Origin of the sequence: Kutzneria sp. CA-103260, assembly GCF_018263855.1 — a bacterium.
Lineage (GTDB): Bacteria > Actinomycetota > Actinomycetes > Mycobacteriales > Pseudonocardiaceae > Kutzneria.
Map to the genome: position 1 here is coordinate 10,325,592 of NZ_CP073318.1, position 24,175 is coordinate 10,349,766.

The following is a 24,175-nucleotide window of genomic DNA, read 5'->3' on the forward strand; positions in this document are numbered from 1 at the left end:
CGCAGTGAGCGGCTTCCACCTGCGCGGCGTCGTCCTCCCGGACGGCGAGGAACGCGACCTGTGGGTCGTCAACGGGCGGGTGCGCACGAAGCCGGTGCCGGGCGCGGAGACCATCGTGGACGGTGGCTTCCTGTTGCCCGGCATGGTCGACGCGCACTGCCACGTCGGCCTCGGCCCGGACGGCGGCACCTCCCTGGAGGAGGCCGTCGAGCAGGCCGAGTTGGACCGGGACAACGGCACGCTGCTGATCCGCGACTGCGGTGTGCCGATCGACAACCGGCCGCTGCAGGAACGGCTCGACCTGCCCCGGATCATCCGCGCCGGCCGGCACCTGGCCCGGCCCAAGCGCTACATCCGGCACATCGGCGTCGAGCTGGCCGACCCGTCGTTGCTGCCGGCCGCGGTGGCCGAGCAGGCGGCCGACGGCGACGGCTGGGTGAAGCTGGTCGGCGACTGGATCGACCGTGACCTCGGTGACCTGGCCCCGCTCTGGCCGGACGAGGTGCTCAAGGAGGCCGTCGCGGTCGCGCACGACGCCGGGGTCAAGGTCACCGCGCACACGTTCGGCGAGGACGCGCTGCCCGGTCTGATCAACGCTGGCATCGACTGCATCGAGCACGGCACCGGCCTGACCGACGACACCATCGCCGAGATGGCCAGCCACGGCACCGCCCTGGTGCCGACCCTGATCAACATCGAGCTGTTCCCGTCCATCGCGGACGGTGCCGAGAGGTACCCCGTGTACGCCGCCCACATGCGCGATCTGCACGCCCGGGTGCGACAGACGGTGAGCAGCGCGGTGGAGGCCGGAGTTCAGGTCTACGCCGGCACCGACGCCGGCGGCGGCATCAAGCACGGCCGGCTGGTCGACGAGGTGGTCGCCCTGCACGAGGCCGGGATGAGTCGGGAACAGGCGCTCGGCGCGGCCTCCTGGGCCGCCCGGTCCTGGCTGGGCTGGCCCGGCCTGACTGAGGGATCACCCGCTGACCTGCTGGTATTCGCCGACGACCCACGAGATGATCTCCAGGTGCTGCGTGATCCGTCCATGATCATGCTGCGCGGACGGGTGGTTCGCTAGCGAGGCGGGGAGTGCGGTGGACGAGCAGCGGCAACAGCATCCGCCGACCGACCTGGCCTGGGGACTGACCGCGTTCCTGCTCGGCTTCGGGCTGTACTACCTGGTGTCGCTGGTGATCGTCGGCTTCCTGCCGGCGCCGAGCGGACCCCGCTCCGGCGCACGCCTGGTCGTGCCGCTGGTCGCCAACCTGTTCCTGGGCCTGGTGCCGTGGTGGTTCTCCCGCCGCCGCGGCCGTGGCGTGCTGGCCGACTTCGGCTTCCTGCCCACCCGGCGGGACGTGCTGGTCGGTCTGGTCTGCGGCGTGGCGTCCGTCGTGGTCGGCCTGATCATCGCGATGGTGGTCGCGCAGGTCATCCCGCCGCAGGCCTCGCCGATCACCAGCCACGTCGACGCCTGGCTCATCGGCTACGTCGCGTTCCTGGTGATCGGCGCGCCCGTTACCGAGGAACTGCTGGTGCGCGGGGCGCTCTGGGGCGCGCTGGAGCGCTACCAGGTGCCGCGGCTGACGATCCTCGCGCTCACCGCGCTGATCTTCGCCTTCCTGCACCTGGACCCGAGCCGGCTGGCGTCGCTGTTCGCACAGGGCGTCGCAATCGGGGCGGCCCGGCTGGTCACCGGGCGGATCGGCGCGAGCATGGTCGCCCACGCCACCAACAACTTGCTGCCCGGGATCGTCACACTCGCGGCGACCTGACCGAACGTTGACTACGCTCGTCAGCCGTCGGACCGAGGAGGCCCGGTGACCCCACCCACAACGCAGGTCGAGGTGCCCCCGTCGCACAGATGGGGGTTCGGCGCCTTCGTGCTCGCCGAGCTGGTGCTGATCCTGTCCGCGGTGTTCCTGGTCGCGGCCTCCGGCCCGGTTTCCGACGAGCCCATCCCGCCGGTCGTGATTGTCGTGGTGACCGCGCTGCCCACCATGCTCGCCGCCGGCGTCGCCGTGCTGGCCACCCTGCTGCGTGGCAACGGCCCGACGATCGACCTGCGGTTGCAGTGGAGCTGGCCGGACGTGCGGGCCGGCCTCAAGCTCGGCCTGGCCGGGCTGGTGCTGACCGCCATCGCCGCCGCGGTCTGGGCCAAGACCGTCGGCAAGCTCGACCCCACCTCGGCGCTGGCCTCCGTGGTCGACGCCCAGCCGCTGCCGCTGGCGCTGGGCATCGTGATGTTCCTCTACACCTGGCTGATCGGCCCGGCCTGCGAGGAGCTGATTTTCCGCGGTCTGCTCTGGGGCGCCATCGAGCGGCTGCAGTGGAGCCGCTGGGCCGCCCTCGTGCTGAGCACCGCGATCTTCGCGGTCAGCCACCTGGAGCCGCTGCGCACCTCGCTGCTGCTGGTCATCGCCATCCCCATCGGCTGGGCACGCCTGGTCACCGGCCGTCTGCCGGCCAGCATCGTGGCGCACCAGATCAACAACTTCGTCCCGGCGGTAGGCATCCTGCTGATGTCCCTGGGCCTCTGGCACTGAGACCCCGCGAGTCCCGCTCTCGGGCAACTATGTGTCGAGTTCCGGCAGGGGGCGATTGGTGTCGCCACGTCCTCGTCTGGCAGAATGGACGGCTGTCCGCCATTGCCGGTCCCTCTCGCTGTGCCGTGGCGTCCTGAAACCTGAGCGCGACGATCGTGTCCCCACGCGGTCTGCTGTGCTCGACCCGGAGCAACGAGAGCCTGAGGAGTACCACCACCCGTGGCCGTCAAGATCAAGCTGCAGCGGCTCGGCAAGATCCGCCAGCCCCAGTACCGGATCATTGTCGCCGACTCGCGCGCCCGCCGGAGCGGCAAGGCGATCGAGACGATCGGCAAGTACCACCCGCTGCAGGAGCCCAGCTTCATCGAGGTCGACACCGAGCGGGCGCAGTACTGGCTGGGCGTCGGCGCGCAGCCGACCGAGCCTGTGCAGCGCATCCTGGAGATCACCGGCGACTGGCAGAAGTTCAAGGGCCTGCCGGGCGCCGAGGGCACGCTCAAGCACGCCGAGCCGAAGCCGGACAAGCAGGCGCTGTTCAACGCCGCGCTGGCCGCCGCGGGCGAGGAGCCCACGACCGAGGCCACCACGCCGAAGAAGAAGGCGTCCGCCAAGAAGGCCGAGTCCAAGGACGAGGCCGCCGCTGAGGAGAAGTCCGAGGGCGGCGAGGCGTGAGTTTGCTCGCGGACGCGCTCGAGCACCTCGTCCGGGGCATCGTCGACCACCCTGACGATGTTCGGGTCAACCTGCTGACCACCCGCCGCGGTCGCACCCTCGAGGTGCACGTCCACCCGGACGACCTCGGCAAGGTGATCGGGCGGGGCGGTCGGACCGCGACCGCGCTGCGCACCGTGATGGCCGGCATCGGCGGTCGCGGCGTGCGCGTGGACGTGGTGGACACCGACCGTTGAGCAGTCCCGACGTTCGCGTCGTCGGACGGGTCGTCAAGCCGCACGGCATTCGCGGCGAGCTCGTCGTGGACGTGCGCACCGACTCCCCGGAGGAGCGGTTCGCGCCGGGCGCCGTGCTGGCGACCCGTGCGCGGGACGGCGCGTCCGGAACCGTCACCATCGCAGCCGCCCGGCCTCACACCGGGCGGCTGCTGGTGACGTTCGAGGGCGTCGCCGGTCGCGACGCGGCCGAGGCGATGCGCGGCCTGCTGCTGGTGGTGGACGCCGCCGACATCGCGCCCTCCGACGATCCCGAGGAGTTCTACGACCACGAGCTGGAAGGGCTCGAGGTCGTGGACGTCCAGGGCAACAAGATCGGTGTGGTCGCCGAGGTGCTGCACACGGCGGCCAGCGACCTGCTGTCCGTGCGGCTGCCCGACGGCGGCGAGGCCCTGATTCCGTTCGTCGCCGACATCGTGCCCACAGTGGACGTCGCGGGCGGCCGCGTGGTCGTGGACCCGCCCGAGGGGCTGCTGGACGCCTGATGCGGATCGACGTTCTGACCATCTTTCCCGAGTACCTCGAGCCGCTGCGGGCCGCGCTGCTGGGCAAGGCCATCGACAAGAAGCTCATCAGCGTCGACGTGCACGACCTGCGGGACTACACCCACGACGTGCACAAGGCCGTGGACGACAGCCCGTACGGCGGCGGCCCGGGCATGGTGATGAAGCCCCAGGTCTGGGGTGAGGCGCTGGACGCGGTGTGCGGGCCGGACGCCGACGGCGCGCTGCCGCGGCTGATCGTGCCCACGCCGGCCGGCCGGCCGTTCACCCAGGAACTGGCCCGCGAGTACGCGACGCTGCCGCGGCTGGCCTTCGCCTGCGGCCGCTACGAGGGCATCGACCAGCGGGTCGTCGACGACTCCGCCGGCCGGATGCAGGTCGACGAGGTCTCCATCGGCGACTACGTGCTGGTCGGCGGCGAGGTCGCGGTGCTGGTCATGGTCGAGGCCGTGGCCCGGCTGCTGCCCGGCGTGCTGGGCAATCCGCAGTCGGCCGAGCAGGACTCGTTCTCCGACGGCCTGCTGGAGGGCCCCAGCTACACCCGGCCCGAGGTCTGGCGCGGCCTGGCCGTGCCCGACGTGCTGCGCTCGGGCAACCACAAGCTGATCGACCGGTGGCGTCGCGACCAGGCGCTGGAGCGCACCTACCGGCGTCGGCCGGAGCTGCTCGACCGGCTGGCCGACGACCAGCTCGACAAACATGACCGGGCGCTGCTGGACCGCCTGCGCGACCCGGACCACAACTGATCCCCAACCCCCCGATTTGGGCTCGCCGACACCCGTCTGGCACACTGGACAGGTTGCTGCACCCGGCTGGACGTTGAGTTTGGACGTTGCCGGCGTGCGCCAGTTGGGCAAGGCCCCCAGGCAGGACCAGCACCCGGATTCCGGCAGTGGAGTTCGTCCGTGCGCTTCGCGGGGGTTGTACGACAGACACCCGAAGGACGAGGACGGACCACCGATGAACACCCTGGACGCTCTGGACGCTCAGTCGCTGCGTTCCGACATCCCGGACTTCCGCCCGGGCGACACCCTGAAGGTCCACGTCCGCGTCATCGAGGGCTCCCGCGAGCGGGTCCAGGTGTTCCAGGGCGTCGTGATCCGCCGGCAGAACGGCGGCATCCGCGAGACCTTCACCGTCCGCAAGATCTCGTTCGGCGTCGGCGTCGAGCGCACCTTCCCGGTGCACTCCCCGAACATCGCCAAGATCGAGCGCGTGACCCGCGGCGACGTGCGCCGGGCCAAGCTGTACTACCTGCGCGACCTGCGCGGCAAGGCCGCCAAGATCAAGGAGAAGCGGGACGCGGTCCCGGCCAACTCCTGATCTGATCCTCGTACCGCCCCGGTGAGCACTGACGAGTCCCGGGACGAGCGCGACGACGTGGAACGGCCCTTGCCCCCATCGCAAGATGGCGGCAAGGGCCGTAGCCGCGTCGGCTCCTTCGTCAAGGAGACGGTGATCCTGATCGGGATCGCCCTCGTGCTGACCGTCCTCATCCAGACCTTCCTGGCCAAGGTCTACGTCATCCCGTCCGGCTCCATGGAGCAGACGCTGCACGGCTGCACGGGCTGCACCGACGACCGCGTGCTGGTCGACAAGATCACCTACCGGTTCCGCGACCCGTCGCCCGGCGACGTCGTGGTGTTCCGCGGCCCCGAGGCTTGGACGCACAACGACTTCACCTCCGAGCACTCCGACAATCCCGTCGTGCAGGCGCTGCAGGGCCTGGGCTCGCTGGTCGGGCTGGCCCAGATCGACGAGCGCGACTTTGTCAAGCGGGTGATCGCGGTCGGCGGGCAGACCATCCAGTGCTGCGACCCGCGCAACCGGGTGCTGGTCGACGGCAAGCCGCTGGACGAGCCGTACATCTACTACGTGCCGGGGCAGCCGCCCAAGATGGCCGACTTCGCGCCGGTGAAGGTGCCGGCCGGCCGGCTGTTCGTGATGGGTGACAGCCGCCTGAACTCGCTGGACTCGCGCTTCCAGGGGGGCGGCGGGGTGAACGGCACCATCGGCGTGAGCGACGTGATCGGCAAGGCCCGGGTGATCGTGCTGCCGCCGGGGCGCTGGGGCTTCATCTCCGACCACGATCCGCAGGTCGCCGCCGGTGGCCTGGCGCTGCTGTGGTGGCGACGCCGGAATTGGGCGGATTCGCTACTACCCGTGTAGGGGACCGTACGGCCTGCTGTACCTGGACCCCACCAGCGCTAGCGTAACCTGGCCCGGTGACCGACGTCGTGCCCTCGCAGAATCCGCAGAGCAACCCGGAGCCGGAGGAACCCAAGACGACTTCCGCTTCCGAGTCCGAGCAGGCCGAGTCGGAACCGCGTCTTCTCGACGGCGCCAGCACCGCGCGCACCCGCCGGCAGCGCAAGCCCGAGAAGAAGCGCTCGTTCTGGAAGGAACTGCCGATCCTGATCGTCACCGCTCTGGTGCTGACGATCCTGATCCAGACGTTCCTGGCGCGCGTCTACGTCATCCCCTCCGAGTCGATGGAGATGACCCTCGTCGGCTGCGCCGGCTGCACCGACGACCGGGTGCTCGTCGACAAGCTGACCTACGACTTCACCAGCGTTCAGCCGGGTGACGTGGTCGTGTTCAAGGCGCCGGACAACTGGGACAAGAGCGAGTTCCAGTCGCAGCAGTCGGACAACCCGATCGTGAGCGCCATCGAGAACGTCGGGTCGGCCATCTCGCTGTTCCCGCCCAACGAGTACGACCTGATCAAGCGGGTCATCGCGGTCGGCGGGCAGACGGTGTCGTGCTGCCAGGACAACAAGGTCGTGGTGGACGGCAAGCCGATCAACGAGTCGTACATCTACTGGCGGCCGGACTATCCGCCCACCCAGCCGACGTTCGGGCCGGTCAAGGTGCCCGACGGCAAGCTGTGGGTGATGGGCGACAACCGCAACAACTCCGACGACTCGCGGTTCCAGGGCCACGGCGACCTGCTGGCCGGCACGGTGCCGGTGTCCAACGTGATCGGCAAGGCGCGGCTGATCGTGCTGCCGCCGACCCGGTGGGGGGCCGTGACGACCGTCAACCCGCAGGCCGAGGCGTCCGCGCTGCACGCGCCCGCCTGGCAGCAGGGGCTGCCGCTGGGTATCGGCATGGCCGCCGCGTTCCCGACCGTGTGGGTCGGGCGGCGGGTGCGGCGCCGGCTGTTCGGACTGTTCGCCCGGGGCGACCGCTGAGGTGGTAGTCGCGGGCGACGTGCTCCGGCCGCAGCGGGCGGTCATCCGGAGCAGCACGGGGAACTGGGCTCTGCAGTCGGCGCTGGACCGGCGTGGGTTAGGGCCCGTGGCCGGGGTCGACGAGGCTGGCCGGGGCGCGTGCGCCGGGCCGCTGGTGGTCGCGTCGTGCGTGCTGCGGCCGGGCGACGCCCGGAAGCTGGAGGGGCTGACCGACTCCAAGCTGCTCACCGAGGCCGCGCGGGATCGGATGTACGACCTCGTGCTGGCCCGGGCGCTGGACTTCGCCGTGGTCGTGATCCCGCCGGCCGAGGTCGACCGGATCGGCGTGCACGTCGCCAACATCGAGGGCATGCGGCGGGCAGTGGCGCAGCTCACCACCCATCCGGGTTATGTTCTGGTCGATGGTTTCAAGGTTCCGGGCCTGACCGCCCCCAGCACCGCAGTGATCAAGGGTGACCAGGTGGTCGCCTGCGTCGCCGCGGCGTCGGTGCTGGCCAAGGTGACCCGGGACCGGATCATGACGGAATTGCACGGCGACCTGCCGTGTTATGGCTTTGACGTGCACAAGGGCTACTGCACCGCCGACCACACGGCCGCGCTCAACGAGCACGGGCCGACCGCCGAGCACCGGTGGTCGTACGTGAACGTCGCCGCGGCGGGGCGGCTGCACAACATGTGCCCTCCGCACGAGGTGGCCCGCCGGGTGGTTCAGAATGGAGCGTCCCCGGAGGTCGGGGTACCTGGCTCACGACGAGGAGGGACGCGGGTCCGATGAGCGCGGAGGATCTCGAGAAGTACGAGACCGAGATGGAGCTTCAGCTCTACAAGGAGTACCGCGACATCGTCGGTCAGTTCTCCTACGTGGTGGAGACCGAGCGCCGGTTCTACCTGGCCAACGCCGTCGACGTGCAGGTGCGCAACGCCGAGGGCGAGGTGTACTTCGAGGTGCGGATGTCCGACGCCTGGGTCTGGGACATGTACCGCCCGGCCCGGTTCGTCAAGAACGTCCGGGTGATCACCTTCAAGGACGTCAACGTGGAGGAGTTGGACAAGCCCGACCTGCGCCTCCCCGAAGACGGCCCGTTCGGAGCCGGTGGCGGTCCCGCCACCTAGGAGCCGACCGGCACCCTGGTTCGACGAAAGGGGCCTTCGCCGCACTCGGTGCGGCGAAGGCCCCTTTCGTTGCGAGTCAATTCCCCACACGCCCCAGCTGTCCGCCCTGGGCACGCAGGTCCCCGGCCAGCCAACCACAACCTTCGCCCCTGTGGGCCCCGTTGGGGATGGCCTGTGGACAACTCCCGACTTGTCCACAGCGGCGGCGAACGGCCTGGCAGTCGCTGCGGCGTTCGGCGCACTGTCGACGCATGACCCGCGAGCGATGCAGCACCACGCCGAGCCCTGCCGAGCTGGGCCGGCTGGGCGAGGAACTGGCGACCCTCTTCCTGGAGGAGCAGGGCTTGGTCGTGCTGTCCAGGAACTGGCGATGTCCCGAGGGTGAGCTGGACATCGTCGCCACCGACGGCGGCCGGCTCGTGGTGTGCGAGGTGAAGACCCGCTCCAGCACCACCTACGGCAAGCCGGCGGAGGCGGTCGACTACGAGAAGGCGACCCGGATCCGCCGGCTCACCCACCGATGGCGGGCCGCGCACAACGTGGCCTACTGCGACACCCGGTTCGACCTGATCTCCATCCTGTGGCCGGGCCATGGTCCGGCGCGGTTGGAGCACCTGCGGGGTGCGTTCTGATGCCGCTGTCACGGACCTGGTCGGTCGCCCTGCTCGGTGTGGACGGCCAGCCGGTGGAGATCGAGGCGGACGTCGGCCAGGGCAAGCCCAAGGTGCAGCTGTTGGGGCTGCCGGACTCGGCGCTGAACGAGGCCAAGGACCGCGTGCGGGCCGCGGTCCGCAACTCCGGACTGGAATGGCCGGACCAGGTCACGCTGGCGCTGTCGCCGGCCGACCTGCCCAAGGGCGGCTCCGGCTACGACCTGGGGCTGGCCTGCGCGGTGCTGGCCGGTGCCGGGAGCGTGCCACAGACCATGCTCGGCGGCACGGTCCTGATCGGCGAGTTGGCCCTGGACGGCCGCATCCGTCCCGTGCGCGGGGTGCTGCCCCGGCTGCTGGCCGCGAAGCGGTCCGGCTTGAAGCACGCCGTCGTGCCGGTGGAGACGCTCGCCGAGGCGGCACTCGTCGACGGCGTGGAGACGCGTGGCGCTGTCCACCTGACCGACGTCCTGGCGTGGTTCAAGGGCGATGAATCGGCGCTGATTGAGCCAGGGCCGCCCGGTTTGGTCGCCAGGGGTGAAGTGCCCGACCTGGTCGACGTCGTAGGCCAGCCCGAAGCCCGGTGGGCGCTGGAGGTCGCCGCCGCCGGTGCGCACAACATGCTGCTCGTGGGCCCGCCAGGCACCGGAAAGACGATGCTGGCCGAACGCCTCGTGGGACTGTTGCCATCGCTCACGCCCGATGAGGCGCTGGAGGTGACGGTCATCCACTCGATCGTCGGCGCACTGTCCGCCGATGTGCCGCTGGTGACGCTGCCGCCGTTCATCGCCCCGCACCACTCGGCGTCCGTCGCCGCGCTCGTGGGCGGTGGCGTCGGTATGGCCCGTCCTGGTGCGATCAGCAAAGCCCATCGAGGGGTGCTTTTCCTCGACGAGGCTTGCGAGTACAAAGCGCCGCATATGGAGGCGTTGCGGACCGCGATCGAGGAAGGCGAGATACGCCTTGCCCGACGTGATGGTGTCGCCCGGTATCCGGCCCGGTTTCAGTTGGTGCTGGCGACGAACCCGTGCCCATGCGCACCGCCTCGGGATGTCGACTGCAGGTGCTCGCCGATCGAGCGCCGCAAGTACTTCTCGCGGTTGTCCGGTCCGTTGCTGGACCGGATCGATATCCGCACCCGGATGAGGCCCATTACGGCCATGGAGGCTGGTGGTCTCGGGCCACCGGAGACCACCGCAACGGTGCGCGAACGGGTCGCCAAGGCTCGCACGCGGGCCGCGGAGCGGTGGGCCGAACACGGTTGGCGGACCAATGCCGAGGTGCCTGGTCCAGAGCTGCGACGCTACTTCCAGTTGCCGGCTAAGGCGGTCCGTCTGCTTGATCGCGGCCTCGAATCGGGGTTCGTCAGCGCGCGAGGGGCGGACCGGTGCATCCGGATCGCCTGGACGCTGGCGGACCTGGCCGAGAAGGACTGCCCGGACAGCGACGATGTCGCGGCCGCCCTGGAGTTCCGGGACCGGAGAGCGGCGTGACCACCGACGAGATCCGCTTGGCCAGGGCTTATCTGCTCCGGGTCGCGGAGCCGCCGGCGCCCGAGGTGGTGTCGCTGGTGGCGGACTTGGGGCCGGTGCGAGCGGCTGAGCTGGTGCGGGCCGGCAAGGCGGCCGAGGACGAGACGGCCGCGCGTCGGCACCTGGACTTCGCCGAGAGGGACATGGCGGAGGCGGCGACCAGGCAGGCCCGCCTGGTCATTCCGGAGGACGAGGAGTGGCCGGCCTGGCCGCTGCTGGCCCTCACCAACGCGGCGGCCCGGGGCGTGCCCGGCATGACGGGGCCGCTGGGGCTGTGGGTGCGGGGTTCTGCCCGACTCGACGAGCTCGTCGAGGAGGCAGTGGCGGTGATCGGCGCGAGGGCGTCGACCGGCTATGGCGAGCATGTCGCCGCCGATCTCGCCTACGGCCTGGCCGAGCGGTCGGTGACCGTCGTTTCCGGTGCTGCGTATGGGATCGACGGCTACGCGCATCGCGGAGCGTTGGGGGCCAAGGGGTCCACGGTCGCGGTGTTGGCCTGCGGCGTCGATGTGGCCTATCCGGCGGGCCACACCGAGCTGCTGGCCCGGATCGCCGTGAGCGGGGCCGTGGTCAGCGAGTATCCGCCGGGCACGCGGCCGGCCAGGCATCGTTTCCTGGTGCGGAATCGGCTCATCGCCGCGCTGGCGGCGGGCACTGTCGTGGTGGAGGCGGGTCGTCGAAGCGGTTCGAGAAACACCGCCGCGACAACAAGTGCGCTCGGGCGGCCGCTGATGGCGGTGCCCGGACCGGTGACGTCGGCGATGTCGGTGGGGTGCCACGACCTGTTGCGCACGGCCGGTGCGACGGCGGTGTGCACCGTGGCCGACGTGATGGCGGATGCCGGACGAATTGGTGTGGACGCAACTACTCGATCGGATGAACCCCCGCGCTCCACCGATGGTCTCGATCGGGTGATGCTGCGCGTGCACGAGGAGTTGCCGTCTCGGGGTGGTGTGAGCGCCGAGCGCATCGCCGTCGGTTCCGGCGTCCCATTGTCGCGGGTCAGAGCGTTGCTGCCGGAGCTGGAAATGTTGGGGCTAGTCCAAAAGTGTGAAGCGGGGTGGTGTCGCGGACAGGGATGAACGGGCAGAGGCCACTCCAACGGGTGTGGCGATGCTTGACCACGAACGGGTTGCGGCGCACCGTGTTGGGCTATGTGTCGTCACACGAGGGTCATCCGCACGGGTGGACATCACGGAATCGAGCGGGCCGCCGCGCTGAGGCCGCGCGCCTGTTCGCCGCTCGCGGGGATGTGACACGCGTTCGATGCCCTCTTCACGACGGCCGGCGGCGCAGGAGCTGATTCGGCTCCGCCAACGGCTGCCCGCTGACGTCGAGGCGGTGCTCGCGGACTACGAGCGGCACCTCCGGCTGGAGCGCAACCTCTCCGAGCACACCGTGCGCGCCTACCTCGGCGATGTGGTGTCCCTGCTGGGACATCTGGCCCCGCCCACCCAGGCGGACGCCGCCGGCCACACCGCCACCGAGGCACAGGCACCTGTCGGTGTGACCGCCGGCGGCGACCATGGCGACGGCGGAGACGGCGTGGATGACCAGCCGCTGCCGGTCCGGGTGGCCGACATCGACCTCGCTGCCCTGCGCGGGTGGCTGAGTGGCCTGCGGGCCGCCGGGGCGAGCCGGTCGACGCTGGCCAGGCGGTCGGCGGCGGCTCGGACGTTCACGGCCTGGGCGCGGCGGCGTGGGCACCTGGCGACGGATCCGGGGCAGCTGCTGATGGCGCCGCGGCCGCATCGGACGCTGCCCGGGGTGCTGCGCAAGGACCAGGCGGCGGCGATGCTGTCCGCCGCCGAGAGCGGGGCCGCGGAAGGCGCGGCCGTCGCTCTGCGTGACCAAGCTCTGTTGGAGCTGCTCTACGCCACCGGTGTCCGGGTGTCCGAACTATGCGGGTTGGACCTGGGCGATGTGGACTACTCCAGCCGAGTGATTCGTGTGCTGGGCAAAGGTGGCCGCGAGCGGGTCGTGCCGTTCGGCGCACCGGCCGAGCGGGCGTTGCGCCGGTGGCTCGACGAGGGGCGATCCGCCCTGGTCAGGCCGGGTTCGCCGGTCGCTTTGCTGCTGGGCGCGCGAGGCGGCCGGCTGGATCAGCGGACGGCCCGCAAGATCGTGCACGGCGCGGTCGGTGCGGTACCCGGAGCAGTCGACACAGGTCCGCACGGCCTAAGGCACTCCGCCGCGACGCACCTGCTGGAGGGCGGCGCGGACCTGCGAACCGTCCAAGAGCTTCTCGGTCACGCTACGCTAGCCACCACGCAGCTCTACACCCACGTCACCGTCGAACGGCTTAAGGCGATCCATGAGCGAACCCACCCCCGTTCCTGAGGACGCCGGGGGAGGTTCCCGCACGGCAACCGTGCCCTCCCTGGAGACACGCGCCCCGGAGACGACAGCGATGCGCAACGGCAGCCACGGCCCGGCCGCCGGTGGCTCGCGGGGCTCGTACGGTGCGGGTCAGCCAGACGGGGTCCTCCCCGGTGATCAGCGCACGGCCGACGACGTCGAGGCGGGCATCGTCGCGCTGTGGCGCAGCTACGGCGGCAGCCGGGCGCAGGAGCTGCGGGACCGGCTCGTGCTGCACTACGCCCCGCTGGTCAAGTACGTCGCCGGCCGGGTCGGCACCGGCCTGCCCGCGCACGTCGACGTCGGCGACCTGATCCAGTCCGGGATCTTCGGCCTGGTCGACGCGATCGAGAAGTTCGAGCCCGAGCGGGGCCTGAAGTTCGAGACCTACGCCATGCAGCGCATCCGCGGCGCCATCCTCGACGACCTGCGCTCCCAGGACTGGGTGCCGCGCTCCGTGCGCAGCCGCGCCCGCGACGTCGAACGCGCCCTGGAGCGCCTCGGCGGCCGCCTCCAGCGCACCCCCACCGACTCCGAGCTGGCCAACGAGCTGTCGATCACCATCAGTGAGCTGCGGGAGCTCTACGCCCAGCTCCAGCTCACCAGCGTCGTCGCCCTCGACGAGCTCATCGCCGCCGGCCGTGGCACCGCCTCCCTCGCGGAGACCCTGCCCGACGACTACGCCGAGGACCCCGTTGCCAGCCTCGTCGACCAGGACAGCCGCCGCCAGCTGGCCGACGCCATCGCCCAGCTGGCCGAGCGGGACCGCATCGTGGTGACCCTGTACTACTTCGAGAACCTCACCCTGGCCGAGATCGGCCGCGTTCTCGGCGTCACCGAGTCCCGCGTCTGCCAGCTGCACACCCGCGCCGTCCTGCGCCTGCGCACCAAGCTCGCCGAACAGTCCGAGAGCTGACCCGCGCCGAACCGGACAGCTGGGATGGATGTCCCCACCGCCCGCACTGCTCAGCTGACTTCGGTCAGCTCACGGCCGTGCTCCGGCCCGATCACACCTCCGGCGTCCCCGCTGGCGGCATGCCGTTGACCGGGGGCGGCGATGCCACTGGTCGTGGCGTTCGCCGACCCCGGTTCTGGTCAGGGGACGGTGATCGAGGTGATCGAGGCGTTGTCGACGCCGACGCGAGGAACGGGTACGCCGGGGGTGGGTGGCTCTGGGGCGGAGGCCATGCGGACGGGACCGCCGTGGGTGACCAGGACGATCTCCACGCCGGGGCGGGAAACGGCGTGGTGGCGGAGGGCGCGGTGCACCCGGGCGTACATGTCGGCGATGCTCTCGCCGCCGGAGGGGCGGCGGAAGGGCTCACGCCACAGTCGGTCGACGGAGTGCTGGGCGGTGGGGTCGTCGGCGAAGGGGGAGTCGAGGCGTTGGCCCTCCAGCTCGCCGAGCTGCTGTTCCCGGAGCTCGGAGTCGAACTCCAGCGGTAGGCCGAGACGCGTGGCGATGATCTCGGCGGTCTCCCGGGCCCGGATCAGGTCGCTGGCGATGATGGCGGCAGGCCGGGTGGGACGTCCGGCGAGGAGGTCGGCGGTGAGATGGGCCTGCGCCCGGCCGGCAGCGGTGAGGCCGCCGGCCTGAGCCGACTGGCCCTGGATGCGGCCGGCCAGGTTCCAGGTGCTCTCGCCGTGCCGGACCAGGTGCAGGACGGACGGCCCAGATGCGGGACGAATGGCTGGCTCCAGCGTGTGGTGATCGGATGGCCCCGGCGTGGGGTGGTCGAAAGGCTCCGGCGTGGCGTGATCGGAGGGCCCGGGGACGGGGCGTTCGAGGGTCACGTCGGTCATCAGTACTGCATGCGGGGATCGTCGTAGTTCTTGAACTCGATCACGTTGTTGGACGGGTCGGCCAGGAACAGGGTGCGGTGCTGCTCGGCGGTGCCCTCGAAGCGGATCGACGGACCGGACAGCACCCGCAGCTTGCGGTGCTCGACCAGCCGTACCAGGCGGTCGAAGTCCTCGGCGGCGGCGAAGCTGACGCCGAAGTGGCGCGGATAGGCGACGGCCTCGGCCGGCACGTCGTCGCAGAGGTGGCAGACGAGCTGGTCGCCGAAGAAGTCCAGGGTGATCCGGTCGTCGTAGCGCCGGGCCAGCTTGGCGCCGAGGCCGAAGACGTAGTACTCCAGCGCCTCGTCCAGGTCGCGGGCGGGGACGGCGATGTGGCAGGCGTCGTACTGGTTGCGCATTCTCGTGGTTCCTTCGCCGCGTGGTCAGTTCGAGTGGGACATCGACCGGGCTGCGGGCACGGCCCCGGTCGTGAGGCTGAGCAGGGTGTCGCCGCGCAGGCCCCGGCGCAGCGTCTCGACGCCGACCACGTCGTGGGTGGCGATGTTGCCGAGGTTGACGTGCGGCCCGACGGTGCGGATGAGCTCGACCTGGAGGTCCTTGGTCGGGGCCTCGAACATGATCAGGCCGGGGTCGAGCGCGTCCAGCACGGCGCCGAGCACGTCCTCCCGCATGTGCCCGTCGGCCCTGGCGATGCCGCTGCGGCCGCTCTCCCGTGCCTCGGTGATCACCGTGACGGCGCCGGCGTCCAGGTCCTCGCGCAGCGCCTCCACCCAGTCGGCCGGGGTGAGCAGCGCGGACCGGTCGGCGTCCTTGTAGCCGACCTCGGACAGCACGGGCCGGTGGGCCGACATCCGCCGCACGTAGTCGGCCTTGCTGCGCTGGTCCAGCGGGATGGTGCCGTTGGAGACCTCGATGTGGGTGGCCCCGGTGCGCTCGACCAGCGCCAGGTAGTCGGGCAGCTGGTCGGTCCACACGGCGTGCTCGAACAGGGTGCCGCCGAAGTAGAAGTCGATGCCGGCCGCGCGCAGCACGGCGGCCTTGCGGTCGATGTCCTTGGTCACCAGCGCGGTGCCCCAGCCGAACTTGACCAGGTCGACCAGGTGGCCGTGGCTGTCGATGACGTCGGCGAACGCGCCGGTCGGCAGTCCGGGGTCGATCATCATGGTGGTGCCGGGCAAACCCCTGCTCATGCGCTGCCTCCTGGACTCGGAATCGTTGTTCGACGGCGACGGCGTCATCGCGCCCCGCCCGCGGTCGCCAGCTCGACCCGCAGGGCGCGGCGCAGCACCTTGCCGGTGGGCCCGGTGGGCAGCTGCCCGGTCACCTCGATGGTGGTCGGCCGCTTGTACCGGGTCAGCTCCCGCTCGCAGAGCTCGCGCAGGTCGCGGGCGAGACCGTCGGCGTGCGCCCCGGGATGGGCGGTGACGAACGCGACGGCCACCTGGCCGAGCCGGTCGTGCGGGGCGCCGACGACCGCGGCGGACCGCACCGCCGGGTGCCCGAGCAGCACGTTCTCGATCTCGAGCGGGTGGATCTTCTCGCCGCCCCGGTTGATCACGTCGTCCGCGCGGCCGGCCAGCCGCACGAAGCCGGCCTCGTCACGGGTGCCGAGGTCGCCGGTGAGCAGCCAGCCGCTGGCGTCCCGGGCCAGCCGGGCCCGCTCAGGGACGTCGGCGGACAGGTCGAGGTAGTGGCTGACCACCTGTCGGCCGCGCAGTGCGACCATGCCCTCTTGCCCGGGCGCGGCCGGGCGGCCGTCCTGGTCGAGCACCGTGAGCCCGATGCCGACCGGCAGGCCGACCGAGCCGATACGGCGGGCGGCCGCCTCGACCGGGTTGGCGGTGATCTGCCCGGCTGCCTCGGTCATGCCGTACGTCTCCAGCACACCGATGCCGGTGTGCTCGGTGAACGCGCGCAACGTGTGCTCCGGCAGCGGCGCGGAGGCGGAGCGCGCGAATCGGATGCCGCGCACGACGCCCTCGCTCGGCGCGGGCGCCGACGCCAGGGAGGTCAGGATCGCGGGCACCGTGTTCAGCCAGGTCGGGTGCCACTGCTCGACACGTTCCCAGTACGCGTTCACGTCGAACCGGCGGTCCACTACCAGCGACGCGCCGCTGACCACGTTCGCCAGCAGCCCCATCACCTGTGCGTTCACGTGGAACAGCGGCAGCGGGGTGTAGCCGCGTTGGTCGGGGCCGAAGCCGTGGTGCCGGGCGACCCGTCGCGCGGCGTGCATCAGCTGCCATTCGGACAGCGGAATGCCCTTCGGCGCGCCGGTAGTGCCGGAACTGGCCAGCAATACCGCCGGTCGCCGTGCCGCGCCGTCGCTGGGGCGAGAGGACACCGTTGCCGATCGGACCGTAATCGGGCCGGAATCGGTGAGCGACCACATTTCCGGGTCGGCGTCGAATAGGTCCGGGGTGTCGGTGGCCAACACGTCGACACGAAGCCGGGCGACCGAATTGGACAGTTCCGACGCGGTGAGCCGGGGGTCGAGCGGCACAGCCGTCAGCCCGGCCGCGAGCGCGCCGAGATAGGCGGCGGTGAACGCGAGCGGATCGGCCGCGACGAGCCCGACGCGGGCCCGCTGCGGCAGCGCACGACTGGCCGCACGCCAGTTCTCGGCCTGGCACGCCAGCTCCGACCAGGTGAGCGACCTACCGTCCGCGCCGACGACGAACGCGGCCGACGCGGGCCGCTCCAGTGCCCGGGCGGCCAGTAGGCGGGACACCACTGCCATGCGGCCTCCTCACGAAGTGGGATGACCAGATCGATTCTTGACTTGATCGATGTGAGTCTCCTAGGAGCAGATTAAGAACCTCCTGTGTGCGACCGATTTGGGTGAATTGGGCGGCAACCGACAGGAATTCGACAGCGCATTCAGGCGACTTCCTCAGGCGGCGGTTCACGCCATGGCAACAGTCGAACGCGCTGCGTCGACAACAGCCCCAACGGATCCAGATATTCATTGCCCCGCAGTGCGCCCCAGTGCAGACAAGCGCTGCGCAGGCAGGCCGCCGCGCCTTCCTCGTGACCAGGCATCAGCCGCCCCACCTCCTCGCCCCGCCGGACCCGCTGGCCGGCCGTCACCTCCGGCTGCACCGGCTCGTAGGTGGTGCGCAGGCCGCCCGCGTGCGCCACCGCCACCACGCCTCGGGTTGCCACCGAGCCGGCGAAGGAAACCACTCCGTCGGCCGCCGCCAGCACCGGCTGACCGGCGTCCGCGCCCAGGTCGACGCCGCGATGGCCCGGGCCGTAGGGGCTGCTCGGCCGCTGGAACGGGCGCAGCACCGGATGCGGCGGGGCCAGCGGCCAGTCATAGCGGGTGGTCGCGGGCGGCGGCTTGGCCCGGATGACCGGGAGCGGCAGGAGAAGGTGAGCGGCGGGAAAGGGCAGCGCGGTGAGAAAAGCGATCGCGGCGGGGGAAATGGGTGGCCGGGAGGGGCGGGTGATGGTGGGGGCGATCGATGATTGGGGCCGGTCGGCCGGCGCGGTGGCCAGGGCGGCCGGTGCGGGTGGCCAGGCCTGGACGACCAGAGTCAGGAGGAGCGACGCGAGGACGAGTGCGGTGGGCATGGGGCCAGCGTCGACCGGGCGGGGCGGGTCTGACCACGGGCGATGATCCACTTGTGGACAACGGGGTCCGGGCGGCGGGGGCTGTGGACAAGTGGGAGCCCGATTCGGGCGTTCGGGGGGTTCGGGCGTACACTTCTGCCGCGACCTGTGTATCGCGGGTCGACTTCGCGTGCCAGCGCTTGCCCCTGATCAATAGGGGCACGCCGTCCGGCGGTCCCGAAGGCGGCGCTCCCGAGAGGTGAGCGCGGCCGGCGGGTTCGGGCGGTGGCCAGGCACCAGGGCACTGGGTCACCCGACCCGTTGCGTCAACCGAACCGCGCGCCACCCCGGCGCGCACGACACCAAGAGGTGCAACCGGCCATGGCCGTCGTCACCATGAGGCAGCTGCTCGACAGCGGCGTCCACTTCGGGCACCAGACCCGGCGCTGGAACCCGAAGATGAAGCGCTTCATCTTCACCGAGCGCAACGGCATCTACATCATCGACCTCCAGCAGACGCTGTCGTACATCGACCGCGCCTACGAGTTCGTCAAGGAGACCGTCGCGCACGGCGGCTCCATCCTGTTCGTCGGCACCAAGAAGCAGGCGCAGGAAGCGATCGCGCAGGAAGCGCTGCGGGTCGGCATGCCGTACGTGAACCAGCGCTGGCTGGGCGGCATGCTCACCAACTTCACCACCGTGCACAAGCGCCTCCAGCGGCTCAAGGAGCTGGAGTCGATGGAGCAGACGGGCGGCTTCCAGGGTCTCACCAAGAAGGAGATCCTGATGCTCACCCGTGAGAAGGACAAGCTGGAGAAGACCCTCGGCGGTATCCGCGACATGTCCAAGGTGCCCAGCGCCGTGTGGATCGTGGACACCAAGAAGGAGCACATCGCCGTCGGCGAGGCGCGCAAGCTGAACATCCCGGTCGTGGCCATCCTGGACACCAACTGCGACCCGGACGAGGTCGACTACCCGATCCCGGGCAACGACGACGCCATCCGCTCCGCGACGCTGCTCACCAAGGTGGTCGCCGAGGCCGCCGCCGCCGGCCTGATCGCCCGCTCGGGCGCTCGCACCCAGGCCGCCGACAAGCCGGGTTCGGCCGAGGAGCCGCTGGCCGAGTGGGAGCAGGAGCTCCTGGTCGGCGCGAACGCCGAAGCCGCCCCGGCCGCCGCCGAGGCCCCGGCCGCCGCCGCGACCGAGGTCACCGCCCAGTCCTGACCGGCGACCCGCCCGCCCGCGCCACCCAGCGCGGGCGGGCGTGTGCCCACCGCACTACCCGCGCGCACCCGCAGAAGGAAACGGACACCGCACGATGGCGAACTACACCGCGGCCGACGTGAAGCGACTCCGCGAGCTCACCGGCTCCGGCATGATGGACTGCAAGAGGGCTCTTGAGGAGAGCGACGGCGACTTCGACAAGGCCGTCGAGATCCTGCGTATCAAGGGCGCCAAGGACGTCGGCAAGCGGGCCGGTCGGGCCACCGCCAACGGCCTGGTCGCCGCCGACGCCGGCGTGATGATCGAGCTCCAGTGCGAGACCGACTTCGTCGCCAAGAACGAGGAGTTCCAGGAGCTGGCCGCCAAGATCGTGGCCGCCGCCAAGGACTCCGGCGCCACCGACGTGGCCGCGCTGACCGTCGCCAAGCTGGGCGAGGGCACCGTCGCGGACGCCGTGCAGGCGCTGTCGGCCAAGATCGGCGAGAAGCTGGAGCTGGCCAAGGTCGTCGTCTTCGACGGCCAGACCAGCATCTACCTGCACCGTCGCTCCGCCGACCTGCCGCCGGCCGTCGGCGTGCTGATCGAGTTCACCGGCCCGGACGGTGACGCGGTCAAGGGCGTCGGCATGCAGGTCGCCGCGATGAAGGCCAAGTACGTCACCCGTGACGAGGTGCCGGCCGACATCGTCGAGCACGAGCGCGGCATCGCCGAGGCCACGGCCCGCGAGGAGGGCAAGCCGGAAGCGGCCCTGCCCAAGATCGTCGAGGGTCGGGTCAACGGTTTCTACAAGGACGTCGTGCTGCTGGAGCAGCCGTCGGTGCAGGAGTCGAAGAAGACCGTGAAGGCCCTGCTGGACGAGGCCGGGGTCACCGTGACTCGCTTCGCTCGCTTCGAGGTGGGCCAGGGCTGAGGCCCGGCGCAGGCGGGGTCTGCCACAGTACGTGGCGGCCCCGCTTTCGCACGCCAGGACCACAGCGGACGACGAGAGGAAAGCGAGCTTCGATGTCGTTGACCCAGGACCGATCGACCAAGGACGCCACGGCCGGCGGCGGTGACGGCTACCGCCGGGTGCTGCTGAAGCTGGGCGGCGAGATGTTCGGCGGGGGCGCCGTCGGCGTCGACCCCGACGTGGTGCACACCGTGTCCAGCCAGATCGCGGACGTGGTCCGCGGCGGCACACAGGTGGCCGTGGTCATCGGCGGCGGCAACTTCTTCCGCGGCGCCGAGCTCAGCCAGCGCGGCATGGACCGGGACCGCGCGGACTACATGGCGATGCTCGGCACCGTCATGAACTGCCTGGCGCTGCAGGACTTCCTGGAGAAGCAGGGCATTGACACCCGGGTGCAGACCGCCATCACCATGGGGCAGGTCGCCGAGCCGTACATCCCGCGGCGGGCCGAGCGGCACCTGGAGAAGGGCCGTGTGGTGATCTTCGCCGCCGGCGTCGGCATGCCGTACTTCTCCACCGACACCGCCGCCGCCCAGCGGGCCCTGGAGATCGGCTGCGACGTGGTGCTGATGGCCAAGGCCGTCGACGGCGTCTACGACTCCGACCCCCGGCGCAACCCGAACGCGAGCAAGTTCGAGACCATCTCCCACCAGGAGGTGCTCGAGCGCGGCCTCGAGGTCGCCGACGCGACGGCGTTCGCGCTGTGCAAGGACAACAACATGCCGATCATCGTGTTCAACCTGCTCACCGAGGGGAACATCGCCCGCGCGGTGCGCGGTGAGAGGATCGGCACCGTGGTGAGCACCCCTGACGACAGGCCCTCGGCCTGACGCTGGGATCGTGAGCACCGGCAAAGTCACAACCGGCCAGCAGCATCGTTAAGGAGCAGCCGTGATCGACGAGACCCTTCTCGACGCCGAGGAGAAGATGGAAACCGCGGTGTCCGTGGCCAAGGACCATCTCGCCTCGGTCCGCACCGGGCGTGCCACCGCCACCATGTTCCAGGGCATCCACGTCGACTACTACGGCTCGCTGACGCCGCTCAACCAGCTCGCCGGCATCACCATTCCCGAGGCCCGGATGGCGGTCGTCAAGCCGTACGACGTCAGCCAGCTCAAGGAGATCGAGAAGGCGATCCGCGACTCCGACCTGGGCGTGAACCCGAGCAACGACGGCTCGATCATCCGCGTGCTGATCCCGGCGCTGACCGAGGAACGCCGCCGGGAGATGGTCAAGGTGGCCAAGAGCAAGGGCGAGGACTCCAAGGTCGCGGTGCGCAACATCCGCCGCAAGGCCAAGGAGGAGCTGGACCGCATCGCCAAGGACGGCGAGGCCGGCGAGGACGAGGTCGCGCGGGCCGAGAAGGAACTGCAGAACCTCACCGACAAGTACGTCGGCCAGGTCGACGTGCTCGTCAAGAACAAGGAAGCCGAGCTGCTGGAGGTCTGACCGACCGGCCGGCAGGAAAGAAGTTCACGGACGTGACGACCACACGGGGCCGGCGGGACGACCAGGACGCGTCCGCGGGCGACTCCGGCGACCAGCCGCCGGCAAAGTCCTCGCGGGCGGGCCGCAACCTGTGGGCCGCGATCGGGGTCGGTGTCGGCTTGGGCGCGGTCATCCTGACGTGCCTGTTCACCGTGCCGAAGCTGTTCGTGGGGATCGTGGCCGTCGCGGTCGCGATCTCCACGGTCGAGCTGGCCGGTGCGCTGCGCCGGGCCGGCGGCATCAATGTCGCCCTGGTGCCGGTGCTCGTCGGCGGACAGGCCATGGTGTGGCTGTCGTGGCCGTTCGAGCGGGTCGGCCTGCTGGCCGCGTTCGTGGTGACCATCCTGGCCTGCCTGGTGTGGCGGTTCCGGGAGGGCGTGGACGGCTACGTGCGGGACGTGACCGCGACCATCTTCGTGGCCTCCTACGTGCCGCTGTTCGCGTCGTTCGCGGCCATGCTGGTGGTGCCCGACGACGGCGTGTACCGGGCGCTGTGCTTCCTGATCGGCGTGGTCTGCTCGGACACCGGCGGCTACGCGGCCGGTGTGCTGTTCGGCAAGCACCCGATGGCCCCGCTGATCAGCCCGAAGAAGTCGTGGGAGGGCTTCGCCGGCTCGATGCTCACTGGCATGGTGGGCTCGGCCCTGTCGGTGACCCTGCTGCTGCACGGCCAGTGGTGGCAGGGCGTGCTGCTCGGCGCGGCGCTGGTGATCACCTCCACGGTCGGGGACCTGGTGGAGTCGCTGATCAAGCGGGACCTTGGCATCAAGGACATGGGCAATCTGCTGCCCGGTCACGGCGGTCTGATGGACCGGATGGACTCGCTGCTGCCCTCGGCGGTGGTGGCCTGGCTGCTGCTGCGGACGTTCATTCCCGCGTGACGGCAGTTGTGCACAGGGCTCGAGTTGTCCACAGGTGGCCCATGTGCAAGATCGACTACGGTGTTGGGCGGGTAGGCTGAGTCTGGGGTCGCCCCCCGGGAGTGGTGGGGGCTGCTTAGAGGCCTAGCTGGGCGCGGCCGGTGTCGGTGAGGTCGGCGAGGGTGGCGCGGTCGGGCCATGCCGCCTCGTAGTCCTCGGCGGCGAAGTCGCCGGGGCTGGTGCCGGTCAGGAAGTGACGGCCGCAGTCGGCGGCGTAGCGGGCGTTCTTCTCGCAGAGCGGGGCGGCGGGGATGTACATGACGTTGCCCCAGCGCTGTTGGTCGCTGACGTCGGCGACGGAGTGGATGACGTCGCAGTGCCACCAGACGGTGTCGCCGGGCTCGACGGCCGGGATGGGCGTGAGGGCGGGCAGCAGGAGGGAATGCCACTGCTCGGTGACGGCGAGGACACGGCCGTTGGCGGCGCCGCAGAGATCGTCCTCGGCGACGTCGTCCTGGAGCGCCCGAAGCAGCAGGTAGGCCATGGCGGACGGAATGGGCACGACGTGCAGCACGCCGTCGGTGGGCCGCATGTCGGACAGCGCGGTCCAGCCCTGGAAGGTCCGGAACGCGGAGCACATGACCGTGGACTCGAACTCGTCGACCTCGGTGCGGTGGGCGGCATCCCAGGGATCGTAGGAGGACCAGCGGCCGGCGAGGACGTGCCGGAAAACCCGTTGGTAGGCCGGCAGCAGCCACCGTTCGACCGAGCCGGAGTCGGTGTGCGCGGACAGGCCCTTGGACGACGAGCCGGGCTCACGGCGGCGGATCCGGTCGGGGTATCCGGTGTCCCGAGCGGGATCGAACCAGACGCGGCCCTCGGATTCGTTGCGCCAGAAGGAGTTCAGGAACGTCCGCACGGTGGTCATCCGGTCGGACTGCCGAGCCTGCAGCTGGGGCCTGGACCAGTAGATGGGGTAGATCTGCGGCTTGCTGGACGACAGGCCGCCGAACACGTCGTCGGCGGGGCCGGCATAGGTGCCGGCGAAGTTGTTGCGGGCCAGATAATCCGCCAGTTCGGCGTCCCAGGATTCGGCCTGCGCACGGGGAAAGGTGCCGCGCACGACGGCGCAGCCACGGCGGCGGATGGCGTCCATGACCGTCGTGGGGACGGTGCCGGCGGCGACGTCGTCGTACTGGACGACGGGGAACGCGGCGGCGCCGGCGCTCGTGACGGCGTGCACCTCTTCCAGCATCGCCTTCTCGACCTCAGCGAACAGGCCGGCGACGTCGCCGATCTGCCGGCGGAGCCGGGCCTTGGTGTCCCGGATGGCAGCGCGGACGTCGGCGGGCAGGGCGGTGACCACGGCGGCTCCTTTTGATTAGGACTCCTAACTAGAACGCTTTGCTACGGTAGCCCCATCGCCAGCCAGCCACAAGACGCCGCCGCCCGGCCG

28 protein-coding genes are annotated in these 24,175 nt (G+C 70.7%); 22 read left to right on the forward strand and 6 right to left on the reverse strand.

Going from position 1 to position 24,175, the window contains the following annotated elements:
- Positions 1-4: 4 nt before the first annotated feature.
- The 17 genes from JJ691_RS46375 (at position 5) to JJ691_RS46455 (ending at position 13,756) form a co-directional block, all read left to right on the forward strand.
- Positions 5-1,078, forward strand: a complete 1,074-nt coding sequence (locus JJ691_RS46375) for an amidohydrolase family protein (RefSeq protein ID WP_211765743.1) — start codon at positions 5-7, stop codon at positions 1,076-1,078.
- 16 nt (positions 1,079-1,094) lie between these two features.
- The gene (locus JJ691_RS46380) at positions 1,095-1,772 is read left to right on the forward strand and encodes a CPBP family intramembrane glutamic endopeptidase (RefSeq protein ID WP_211765744.1); all 678 of its coding nucleotides are present in this window, start codon (positions 1,095-1,097) and stop codon (positions 1,770-1,772) included.
- Between the two features lie 45 nt (positions 1,773-1,817).
- Positions 1,818-2,543, forward strand: a complete 726-nt coding sequence (locus tag JJ691_RS46385) for a CPBP family intramembrane glutamic endopeptidase (protein WP_211765745.1) — start codon at positions 1,818-1,820, stop codon at positions 2,541-2,543.
- 219 nt (positions 2,544-2,762) lie between these two features.
- The gene (gene rpsP, locus JJ691_RS46390; RefSeq protein WP_184865902.1) at positions 2,763-3,215 is read left to right on the forward strand and encodes a 30S ribosomal protein S16; all 453 of its coding nucleotides are present in this window, start codon (positions 2,763-2,765) and stop codon (positions 3,213-3,215) included.
- Positions 3,212-3,451, forward strand: a complete 240-nt coding sequence (locus JJ691_RS46395) for an RNA-binding protein (protein WP_043722819.1) — start codon at positions 3,212-3,214, stop codon at positions 3,449-3,451. The genes rpsP and JJ691_RS46395 overlap by 4 nt, the downstream gene beginning before the upstream one ends.
- The gene (rimM, locus tag JJ691_RS46400) at positions 3,448-3,975 is read left to right on the forward strand and encodes a ribosome maturation factor RimM (RefSeq protein ID WP_211765746.1); all 528 of its coding nucleotides are present in this window, start codon (positions 3,448-3,450) and stop codon (positions 3,973-3,975) included. Before JJ691_RS46395 ends, rimM begins: the two co-directional genes overlap by 4 nt.
- Positions 3,975-4,739: a tRNA (guanosine(37)-N1)-methyltransferase TrmD gene (trmD, locus tag JJ691_RS46405; protein WP_211765747.1), complete on the forward strand. Its 765-nt coding sequence runs from the start codon at positions 3,975-3,977 to the stop codon at positions 4,737-4,739. The genes rimM and trmD overlap by 1 nt, the downstream gene beginning before the upstream one ends.
- 214 nt (positions 4,740-4,953) lie before the next feature.
- Entirely contained in the window at positions 4,954-5,316 is a 363-nt protein-coding gene (rplS, locus tag JJ691_RS46410; RefSeq protein ID WP_211765748.1) for a 50S ribosomal protein L19, read from the forward strand.
- Positions 5,317-5,337: 21 nt separating this feature from the next.
- Positions 5,338-6,162 (forward strand): signal peptidase I, encoded by an 825-nt coding sequence (lepB, locus tag JJ691_RS46415; protein WP_211765749.1) that lies wholly within the window; start codon positions 5,338-5,340, stop codon positions 6,160-6,162.
- 56 nt (positions 6,163-6,218) lie between these two features.
- The gene (gene lepB, locus JJ691_RS46420) at positions 6,219-7,187 is read left to right on the forward strand and encodes a signal peptidase I (RefSeq protein ID WP_211765750.1); all 969 of its coding nucleotides are present in this window, start codon (positions 6,219-6,221) and stop codon (positions 7,185-7,187) included.
- A gap of 19 nt (positions 7,188-7,206) precedes the next feature.
- The gene (locus tag JJ691_RS46425; RefSeq protein ID WP_249228353.1) at positions 7,207-7,962 is read left to right on the forward strand and encodes a ribonuclease HII; all 756 of its coding nucleotides are present in this window, start codon (positions 7,207-7,209) and stop codon (positions 7,960-7,962) included.
- A complete protein-coding gene (locus JJ691_RS46430) occupies positions 7,959-8,300 on the forward strand; it encodes a DUF2469 domain-containing protein (RefSeq protein WP_043722832.1) in 342 nt (113 codons plus the stop codon). Before JJ691_RS46425 ends, JJ691_RS46430 begins: the two co-directional genes overlap by 4 nt.
- A 251-nt stretch (positions 8,301-8,551) precedes the next feature.
- On the forward strand, positions 8,552-8,932 hold the full coding sequence (locus JJ691_RS46435) for a YraN family protein (protein ID WP_211765752.1): 381 nt from the start codon (positions 8,552-8,554) through the stop codon (positions 8,930-8,932).
- Positions 8,932-10,443: a YifB family Mg chelatase-like AAA ATPase gene (locus JJ691_RS46440; protein ID WP_211765753.1), complete on the forward strand. Its 1,512-nt coding sequence runs from the start codon at positions 8,932-8,934 to the stop codon at positions 10,441-10,443. The genes JJ691_RS46435 and JJ691_RS46440 overlap by 1 nt, the downstream gene beginning before the upstream one ends.
- Positions 10,440-11,564 carry a DNA-processing protein DprA gene (gene dprA / locus JJ691_RS46445; protein ID WP_211765754.1) on the forward strand — a complete coding sequence of 375 codons (1,125 nt, stop codon included), beginning with the start codon at positions 10,440-10,442 and terminating at the stop codon, positions 11,562-11,564. Before JJ691_RS46440 ends, dprA begins: the two co-directional genes overlap by 4 nt.
- Positions 11,565-11,748: 184 nt before the next feature.
- A complete protein-coding gene (locus JJ691_RS46450; RefSeq protein WP_211765755.1) occupies positions 11,749-12,822 on the forward strand; it encodes a tyrosine recombinase XerC in 1,074 nt (357 codons plus the stop codon).
- A gap of 70 nt (positions 12,823-12,892) precedes the next feature.
- A complete protein-coding gene (locus JJ691_RS46455; RefSeq protein ID WP_396521737.1) occupies positions 12,893-13,756 on the forward strand; it encodes a FliA/WhiG family RNA polymerase sigma factor in 864 nt (287 codons plus the stop codon).
- 179 nt (positions 13,757-13,935) lie between these two features.
- Here JJ691_RS46455 and JJ691_RS46460 read toward each other — a convergent pair whose 3' ends face one another.
- The 5 genes from JJ691_RS46460 to JJ691_RS46480 all read right to left on the reverse strand — a co-directional run bounded on the left by JJ691_RS46460 (position 13,936) and on the right by JJ691_RS46480 (position 18,219).
- Positions 13,936-14,643: a histidine phosphatase family protein gene (locus JJ691_RS46460; RefSeq protein WP_211765757.1), complete on the reverse strand. Its 708-nt coding sequence runs from the start codon at positions 14,641-14,643 to the stop codon at positions 13,936-13,938.
- Positions 14,643-15,041, reverse strand: coding sequence for a VOC family protein (locus JJ691_RS46465; RefSeq protein WP_211765758.1), 399 nt, complete (start codon positions 15,039-15,041; stop codon positions 14,643-14,645). Before JJ691_RS46465 ends, JJ691_RS46460 begins: the two co-directional genes overlap by 1 nt.
- A gap of 24 nt (positions 15,042-15,065) precedes the next feature.
- The gene (locus tag JJ691_RS46470; RefSeq protein ID WP_211765759.1) at positions 15,066-15,833 is read right to left on the reverse strand and encodes a phosphosulfolactate synthase; all 768 of its coding nucleotides are present in this window, start codon (positions 15,831-15,833) and stop codon (positions 15,066-15,068) included.
- Between the two features lie 44 nt (positions 15,834-15,877).
- On the reverse strand, positions 15,878-17,383 hold the full coding sequence (locus JJ691_RS46475) for a class I adenylate-forming enzyme family protein (RefSeq protein ID WP_211765760.1): 1,506 nt from the start codon (positions 17,381-17,383) through the stop codon (positions 15,878-15,880).
- A gap of 140 nt (positions 17,384-17,523) precedes the next feature.
- A complete protein-coding gene (locus JJ691_RS46480; RefSeq protein WP_211765761.1) occupies positions 17,524-18,219 on the reverse strand; it encodes a M23 family metallopeptidase in 696 nt (231 codons plus the stop codon).
- A gap of 360 nt (positions 18,220-18,579) precedes the next feature.
- Between JJ691_RS46480 and rpsB the strand changes: the two genes are divergently transcribed.
- From rpsB to JJ691_RS46505, 5 genes are all read left to right on the forward strand, one after another.
- A complete protein-coding gene (rpsB, locus tag JJ691_RS46485) occupies positions 18,580-19,422 on the forward strand; it encodes a 30S ribosomal protein S2 (protein ID WP_211765762.1) in 843 nt (280 codons plus the stop codon).
- 94 nt (positions 19,423-19,516) lie between these two features.
- Entirely contained in the window at positions 19,517-20,332 is an 816-nt protein-coding gene (tsf, locus tag JJ691_RS46490) for a translation elongation factor Ts (RefSeq protein ID WP_211765763.1), read from the forward strand.
- A 92-nt stretch (positions 20,333-20,424) separates the two neighbouring features.
- The gene (gene pyrH / locus JJ691_RS46495; protein WP_211765764.1) at positions 20,425-21,201 is read left to right on the forward strand and encodes a UMP kinase; all 777 of its coding nucleotides are present in this window, start codon (positions 20,425-20,427) and stop codon (positions 21,199-21,201) included.
- Positions 21,202-21,262: 61 nt separating this feature from the next.
- Complete coding sequence (gene frr, locus JJ691_RS46500) at positions 21,263-21,820, forward strand: ribosome recycling factor (protein WP_211765765.1); 558 nt, start codon at positions 21,263-21,265, stop codon at positions 21,818-21,820.
- A 128-nt stretch (positions 21,821-21,948) separates the two neighbouring features.
- Positions 21,949-22,740, forward strand: coding sequence for a phosphatidate cytidylyltransferase (locus tag JJ691_RS46505; RefSeq protein WP_442912809.1), 792 nt, complete (start codon positions 21,949-21,951; stop codon positions 22,738-22,740).
- Between the two features lie 115 nt (positions 22,741-22,855).
- Here JJ691_RS46505 and JJ691_RS46510 read toward each other — a convergent pair whose 3' ends face one another.
- On the reverse strand, positions 22,856-24,085 hold the full coding sequence (locus JJ691_RS46510) for a DUF1479 domain-containing protein (protein ID WP_211765767.1): 1,230 nt from the start codon (positions 24,083-24,085) through the stop codon (positions 22,856-22,858).
- Positions 24,086-24,175: the final 90 nt, after the last annotated feature.